6 protein-coding genes are annotated in these 7,393 nt (G+C 70.3%); 4 read left to right on the plus strand and 2 right to left on the minus strand.

Annotated elements, in window-relative coordinates:
- Positions 1–111: 111 nt before the first annotated feature.
- The gene (locus OOT08_RS01765) at positions 112–1,278 is read left to right on the plus strand and encodes a PucR family transcriptional regulator (RefSeq protein WP_325090848.1); all 1,167 of its coding nucleotides are present in this window, start codon (positions 112–114) and stop codon (positions 1,276–1,278) included.
- A 32-nt stretch (positions 1,279–1,310) separates the two neighbouring features.
- Here OOT08_RS01765 and OOT08_RS01770 read toward each other — a convergent pair whose 3' ends face one another.
- Entirely contained in the window at positions 1,311–2,681 is a 1,371-nt protein-coding gene (locus tag OOT08_RS01770; protein WP_325090849.1) for an MFS transporter, read from the minus strand.
- A gap of 210 nt (positions 2,682–2,891) precedes the next feature.
- Between OOT08_RS01770 and OOT08_RS01775 the strand changes: the two genes are divergently transcribed.
- A complete protein-coding gene (locus OOT08_RS01775) occupies positions 2,892–4,214 on the plus strand; it encodes a nicotinate phosphoribosyltransferase (RefSeq protein ID WP_325090850.1) in 1,323 nt (440 codons plus the stop codon).
- Positions 4,215–4,318: 104 nt separating this feature from the next.
- Here the strand turns inward: OOT08_RS01775 and OOT08_RS01780 are convergent, their stop codons facing one another.
- Positions 4,319–4,597, minus strand: coding sequence for a DUF3039 domain-containing protein (locus OOT08_RS01780; protein WP_325090851.1), 279 nt, complete (start codon positions 4,595–4,597; stop codon positions 4,319–4,321).
- 232 nt (positions 4,598–4,829) lie between these two features.
- Between OOT08_RS01780 and OOT08_RS01785 the strand changes: the two genes are divergently transcribed.
- Positions 4,830–6,353, plus strand: coding sequence for a S10 family peptidase (locus OOT08_RS01785; protein ID WP_325090852.1), 1,524 nt, complete (start codon positions 4,830–4,832; stop codon positions 6,351–6,353).
- Positions 6,350–7,393, plus strand: a 1,044-nt coding sequence (locus tag OOT08_RS01790) for a Zn-dependent hydrolase (protein WP_325090853.1), incomplete at its 3' end; no start/stop codon positions are given. The genes OOT08_RS01785 and OOT08_RS01790, both read left to right, overlap by 4 nt.

The raw sequence follows: 7,393 nt of genomic DNA on the forward strand, positions 1-7,393 counted from the left end.
CGCGAAGGCCCGGGCCCGGGGGTCGTGGCCGGCTGAACGGGCTTCGTCGCGTGCCTCGCCCGGAATGGATAAGATCGGCGGACTGCGCTCGCCCCCCGACGAAGGAGTCCGATGCCCTCGACTCAGCCTCCGTTTCCTGCCGCTCAGCGGTCTGCCTCGCTTCGTTTGTTGCTCGACCAGCCCGATCTGGGGATGCGGCTGATCATGGGCACGGACGCGCAGATCGCGGGCGAGGTGACCTGGGCGCATCCGAGTGAGCTGCTGGATCCCTCCGCGTACCTGCGTCCCGGGGAATTGCTGTGCACGGTGGGGTCCGCGCTGCTGTCTCGCGAGGCCAGCCACCGCTTGTGCCTCGCGGTGGCGCACACGGAATCCGCGGGGATCTGTTTCGGGCTGGGCGATGTGTCCGAGCATGTCCCGGCCGCGTTGGTGGAGGCCGCGGAGAGTTTTTCTCTGCCGTTGGTGACCATCCCCAGCGGGGTGCCGTTCACTCGCCTGAACGACCTGTTGCAGGCGGCCAGGGACGGCTCGGGCCGGGAGTCGCTGCCCGCCGCTGGCGCGTCGGCCTCGGCGCTCGTCACCGGCCGGGTCCTTGACCTGATCGGGTCGGGGCTGGCCAGCCCGCAGGCGCTCGCCCGCGAGGTGAGCGTCGCCGGGCTGGACCCGGACCAGCTCGTCGTGGGCGTGTGGCCAGCCCTGGCCGTTGACCGGGTCGCCGCGCTCCTGCAGGGGCAGCGGGCGTTGCTCGCGCGCACGGAGCAAAACACGCTGACCGTGACGGGTGCCGTGAGCACCCCGGAACTGTCCGCGAACATCGGCGAGATGCCGCGCGGTTTCAGTGCTCCCGGCCCGCTCGTCAATCTCCCCGGCGCGCTGTCCGCCGCGCAGCTGGCCTATGCGCGGGCCAGCCGGGCGGATCCGGGGGTGGGGCCCGAGCAGCGCACCTCCCTGGTGGGGCTGTTGCACCAGCAATCGGATGAGACGCTCGCACCGTTCCTGGAGCAGCTCATCCGCCCCCTGGCTGAGGTCGATGCTCAGCGGGACAGCCAGCTCGTGAACACCCTGCGGATCTTTCTGCGGTGCGAGGGGTCCCTGCAGGAGACCGCTCGGGCGACCTTTCTGCACGTGAACTCCGTCCGGCACCGCCTGAGCCGCATTCACGAGGTCACGGGTCGTGATCCCCTGAGCTACGCGGACCGGGTCAGCCTGCACATCGGTCTCTGGGCGTTCGACCGGGTCCGGCAGTACCGCGGCGCCGCGGTCCAGGCTCAGCGCTAGCTGACCCCGCCCGGCCGGCCAGAGCCCGGGCCTCACGACGCGGACGATTCGAGGGCGACGCGAATTCGCTCCGTGACCCCGTCCCGCGCCGTGAAGCGCCGGGTGCGCAGCACGCATGCCGTTGCGGTGAGGCAGAGCACCACGAGGTACGCCACCACCAGAACGGGGCTGCCGTCCCCCGCAGCGAGCAGCAACGGCACCACGATTGGGGTGAGTGCTCCTGCGGTCAGCGCCGCCACCTGGTAGCTCAGCGAGATGCCGGTGTAGCGGACCTGGACCGGGAACATCCGCGTCAGGATGTGGGCCATCGGCCCGTAGTTGAACGCGGTGCCCAGCGCCACGATTGCCGCGAACAGGAAGATGAGTGTGGCGTTGCCCGTGTGGGTGATCAGGAACAGGGGCAGGCCGATGACCGCGATAATGCCGAGGCCGACCGCGACGACGTATTGCGGTCGCCACCGGTCCCCGAGCCACCCGGCCAGGGGCATGAACAGGACCTCGCACACCGCGGCGAACGTGAGGGCGTTCAGCATCACCATTGCGGAGACCCCCGCCTGTTCGGTGGCGTAGGCCAGGAAGAAGGACGAGGTCACGTAGTAGCCGCCCGTGGCCACCAGCATGGTGCCTGCCCCGAGGAGGACGCGTCCGCGGAGGGTGCCCGCGATCTCTCGCAGCGGGGACGTCGTCTGGTATTTCTTCAGTTGTGCCGCGACGAACTCGGGGGATTCCTCGACGGTCAACCGGACGATGAGCGCGATGACCACGAGCACCGCGGAGAACAGGAACGGGAGACGCCACCAGCCCGCGAGCAGGCCACCGCTCAGGTTCTCGGCGACGAGGAACACCAGGGAAGACAGGAGCGCGCCAACGGAGGAGCCCATCTGCGTAAAGGACCCGAAGAACGTCTTGCGCCCCTCGGGGGCGTGCTCGACCGAGAGGAGGGCTGCGCCGCCCCATTCCCCGCCGACGGCCACGCCCTGGAGCAGCCGCAGCGTGATCAGCCCGAGCGGGGCGAACGCCCCCACCTGCTCATAGGTGGGCAGCAGGCCCATGCCGAAGGTCGCGGCCCCCATCAGGAGGAGGGTGAACACGAGGGTTCGCTTGCGACCGATTCGATCGCCGAGCGAGCCGAAGATCAGGGCCCCAATGGGGCGGCCGAGGTAGCCGAAGGAGGTCGTGGCGAACGCGATGATCGTCCCGGTGAGCGGGCTCAGCTCCGGGGAGAAGAACAGCTCGCGAAACACCAGCGCTGCCGCGGTCGCGTAGATGAAGAAGTCATACCATTCGATGGAGGTGCCCACGAGGGCCGCGGCGGCGGCTTTCACGGGGGTCCGTTTGGGGGTGTGCTGGGCAGTCGCCTCTGGCTGAGGAGCGTCGGCGTCCGTGGTGCGTCTTTCCTGCATCGGGAGCCCTTTCTGAGAACACCGGGCACCGTTGCCCGGACGCTCCCCATTGAAGCGAGTTCTCCGCGGCGAAGGAATTGGAGGAACATCCAACAGCGGACCGGTGGCCCGCCCGGAACGTCAGAGCTTCGCACACCGCTGCCCGCGGTGGGTTTTGGCGGCCGTGCGCGGGGCGTGCTCTTTTCGGGCGCAACTCGGTAGGGTAAAAGCGTGAACGCATCGACCGCTCTTCTCACCGACCGCTACGAGCTCACCATGGTGGACGCCGCCCTCAAGGCCGGCACCGCGAACCGCGACAGCGTGTTCGAGCTCTTCGCCCGCCGCCTGTCGGGCGCACGGAAGTACGGCGTCGTCGCCGGGATGGGTCGCCTCCTCGAGGCGATTCAGGACTTCCGCTTCACCGAGACGGAGCTTAGCTGGCTCCGCGAGGAGAACGTCGTCGGCGCGGAGACCCTCGACTGGCTCGCCGATTACCGCTTCCGCGGCAACCTGTGGGGGTACCCGGAGGGTGAGGTGTTCTTCCCGGGGTCGCCGATCCTGATCGTGGAGGGCACCTTCGCGGAGGCCGTCCTCCTGGAGACGCTCGCGCTGAGCATCCTGAACGCGGACTCCGCCGTGGCGACGGCCGCGAGCCGGATGGTGACCTCCTCGAAGGGGAAGCCGCTTGCCGAGATGGGCTCGCGCCGCACGGGCGAGATCCAGGCGGTCGCGGCGGCCCGCGCCGCGTACATCGCGGGCTTCGGGGCGACGAGCAACCTGGAGGCGGGCCGCCGCTACGGCATCCCCACGATGGGCACCGCCGCGCACTCCTTTACGCTGTTGCACGACAGCGAGCGGGAGGCCTTCCAGGCGCAGATCGACGCGCACGGGGCGGGCACCACCCTCCTGATCGACACCTATGACATCGAGGAGGGCGTCCGCACCGCCGTCGAGGTCGCGGGCACGGGTCTCGGCGCGGTCCGCATCGACTCGGGCGACCTGCCGGTCGTCGTCGCCGAGGTGCGGGCGCAGCTCGACGAGCTCGGCGCGACGCAGACGAAGATCACGGTGACGAACGACCTCGACGAGTTCACGGTCGCGGCGCTCGCCTCCTCCCCCGTCGATTCCTTCGGCGTCGGCACCTCCGTCGTGGTCGGCTCCGGCACCCCGACGATGGGCATGGTCTACAAGCTCGTCGCGCGCCGCGGCGACGACGGGGACTGGGTGTCCGTCGCGAAGAAGAGCGCCGATAAGGCCTCCGTCGGCGGGCGCAAGTCCGTGAAGCGTCGCTTCGGGAAGAACGGCCGCGCGGATGCCGAGCTGATCTTCCTCGGCGACGGCCCCGCGGGCGTCGAGGAGGGGGCGGAGCTCGGCGAGAGCGCCCGCGAGGTGCTCGTGCCGCTCGCCACCGACGGCGTGATCGACGAGCGTTACCTCGGACGCGCGGGCGTCGCGCTGGCCCGCGAGCGGCACGCGGCGAGCATCCGGGAGCTGCCCGCGAAGGCGATGAGCCTCACCCGCGGCGACCCCGTGCTGCCGACCCAGTACCGCTAAGCGCTCGATCCCGAGCCGGGCTCAACGAGGAGACGCCGCGGTTCGCACCGGAGGGTGCGGACCGCGGCGTCTCCTCGTTCGCCGTGCCGGGCTCGACGGCTGCGTTACTTGCGCATCTTCTCGTAGATGTTCTTGCAGTCGGGGCAGATCGGGAACTTCTCGGGGTCGCGGCCCGGGGTCCACTTCTTGCCGCAGAGCGCGCGCACGGGCTTGCCCGTGATCGCGGACTCCACGATCTTGTCCTTCGGGACGTAGTGCGAGAAACGCTCGTGGTCGCCGTCCTCAAGCTGCTCCTCGTTGAGAAGCTTTTCGAGCTCGCGGTCGAGCACATCGGTGCCGCCGGCGGGCGAATCGGTCTGGGGTCCGCGGTTCAAGAAAGCCATGCCCCCAGTGTACGACGGGTTTGCGGCGCGTGGCAGACCCGGGTGCGGCCCCGGCAGATCGTCCCCCAGGCGCGCGCCGAATGAAAAAGGTGGGCACCCCGTCCCGCCCCGACGCGAAAACCGCCCATTCCCCGGGGCGAGGCGCGCGACGCCCGTAGATTGCTGAGCAGAAGCGGAACCCCGGGGCGCGCTGTGCCCCGGGCAGCCACCAAGACGAAGGAGTTTTGCGGACATGACCGAGCACACGGAATCACACGCCGAAGCCGGCACCCCCACCCACCCGGTGCTGGGCGACTCGGTGCGGACCTCGCACGTCTTCCAGGGCCCGACCGGCCCCCTCGAATACACCGCGGTCGCCGGGAAGATGATCGTGCACGAGGAGGTCTTCACGGACGGCACCGCGCAGGGGATCCGCCCCGCCGCCGAGGTCTTCGTGACGGCGCTCACCCTCGACGGGGCCGACCCCGGGACCCGCCCGGTCACCTTCGCCTTCAACGGCGGCCCGGGCTCCCCCACCCTCTGGCTGCAGTTCGGCCTGTTCGGGCCGCGCCTGATCGACTCCGGCGACGTGGACTCCCCCACCCCCGCCCCGTACCGGATGCTCGATAACCCCGATTCGCTGCTCGCCGACTCCGACCTCGTGTTCATTGACCCGATGACGACCGGGTACAGCCGCGCCGCCGAGGGCGCCAAGCCGGACACCTGGCACGGCTACTCCGGGGACCGGGACCTCGTCGGCGAGGCCATCCGGCTCTGGACCACGGAGAACCAGCGCTGGTTCTCCCCGAAGTTCCTCGCGGGCGAGTCCTACGGCACCACGCGCGCCGCCGAGCTGTCCGGTTACCTCATGGAGCGGCACGGGATGACCTTCAACGGTCTGATCCTGATCTCCTCGATCCTCGACTTCGGCACCGTGTTCTTCACGGAGGGCAACGACGAGCCCTACATTCAGTACCTGCCGACCTACGCCGCGACCGCGCACTACCACGGCAAGCACCCCGGGAAGACCCTGCACGAGGTCGTCGCCGAGGCCGATGCCTACGCCCAGAACGAGTACCGGATCGCGCTGGCCCGCGGCAACCGGATGAGCGAGGCCGAGACCCGGCAGGTCGCCGAGCGCGTCGCCGAGCTCACCGGGCTCCGTGTCGAGTACGTGATCCAGTCCGAGCTGCGCCTGGAGCACGAGCGCTTCTTCACCGAGCTGCTCCGCGAGGAGGGTCGTTCCGTTGGCCGGCTGGACAGCCGCTTCACCGGGCACCCGGGCCGGCTCAACCAGGAGGCGCAGCGCCTCGACCCGGCGCTGCTGTTCATCCTGCAGGCGTACTCCCCCGCCGCCAACCACTACTTCCGCGCCGAGCTGGGCTACGAGACCCCGCTCAGCTACGAGATCATGTACGGCCGGGTGATGCCCTGGTCCTACCGCGAGTTCGAGAACGCCTCGGTGACGAGCGCCGATCAGCTCGCCCTCGCGATGCGCGCGAACCCCGATCTCAAGGTGTACGTCGCGAACGGTTTCTACGACGGGGCGACCCCGTTCGCGGCCGCGGAGCACGTCTTCGCGCACCTGCGCATCCCCCGCGAGCGCGCCGCCCAGGACATCATCACGTACTACTACGAGGCGGGGCACATGATGTACGTGCACGAGCCGAGCCGGATCGCCCAGTCCCAGCACATCCGCGACTTTGTCGCGTGGGCGTGCGGGGCAGACAAGCCCGTCGTTCCCGCCGAGCACACCGCCGCGGGGGCGGCCGCATGACCGCCCAGGCCCGAACCGGCGCCCCGCGGGTGCGCATCGACGGCGCGCTGATCGAGCGGCTGCTCGTCGAGATGAGCGAGCACGGCACCGACGGCGGCACGGGCGTCGCGCGCACGGTGTACTCCCCCGAGTGGGTCGGGGCGCTCGACACCTACCGCGGCTGGTGCGCCGAGGCCGGGCTCGACAGCCGCGTCGACGCGGTCGGCAACGTCTGGGCGGTGCTGCCCGGCACCGAGCCCGGGCCGAGCATCGTGACCGGCTCGCACGTGGACACCCAGGTGCCCGGGGGCCGCTACGACGGCACCCTGGGCTGGCTTGCCGGATTCGTCGCCCTGACCGCGCTGCGCGATCAGTTCGGGCCGCCCACGCGCACGCTCGAGGCGGTCGGCTTCTGCGAGGAGGAATCCAGCCGCTTCCCCGCGAACTTCTGGGGCTCGCGCGCGATCACGGGCGCGATCTCGCCGGAGGAACCGGGCACCCTGCTCGGGCTCGACAATCTCACGATCGGCGAGGCGATGCACGAGGTGGGGCTCAGCCCCGACGAGATCCCGAGCGCTGCCCGCAGCGACATCGACACCTTCGTCGAGCTGCACATCGAGCAGGGCCCCATCCTCGAGGCGGCGGACGAGCCGGTGGGGATCGTGACCGGTATCACCGGGCTCCGCCACTACCGGGTCACCCTGCGCGGCACCGCGAATCACGCGGGGGCGTTCCCGATGGACCTCCGCCGGGACCCGATGGTGGGCTTCGCCGCGCTCGTCACCGAGCTGACGCGGAGCACCCGCGAGCTCGGACGCCCGGCGGTCACGACGATCGGACGCGCCACCGTCGAACCGAACGCCGCCGCGATCATCGCGGACCGGGTCGAGTTCGTCGTCGATGTGCGCCACCCAGAGCCCGAGGCCTACGCCGCGCTCCTCGCGATGCACGAGGCGACCATGCTCCGCGTGGCCGAGGAGCAGGGGCTCGACATCGAGTGGCAGGTGATCGCCGATCACGCGCCCGTCCCCTCGGACCCGGGAATCCTTGCGGAACTGGAT

This window comes from Leucobacter sp. M11, from assembly GCF_035726885.1.
GTDB lineage: Bacteria > Actinomycetota > Actinomycetes > Actinomycetales > Microbacteriaceae > JAPFRB01.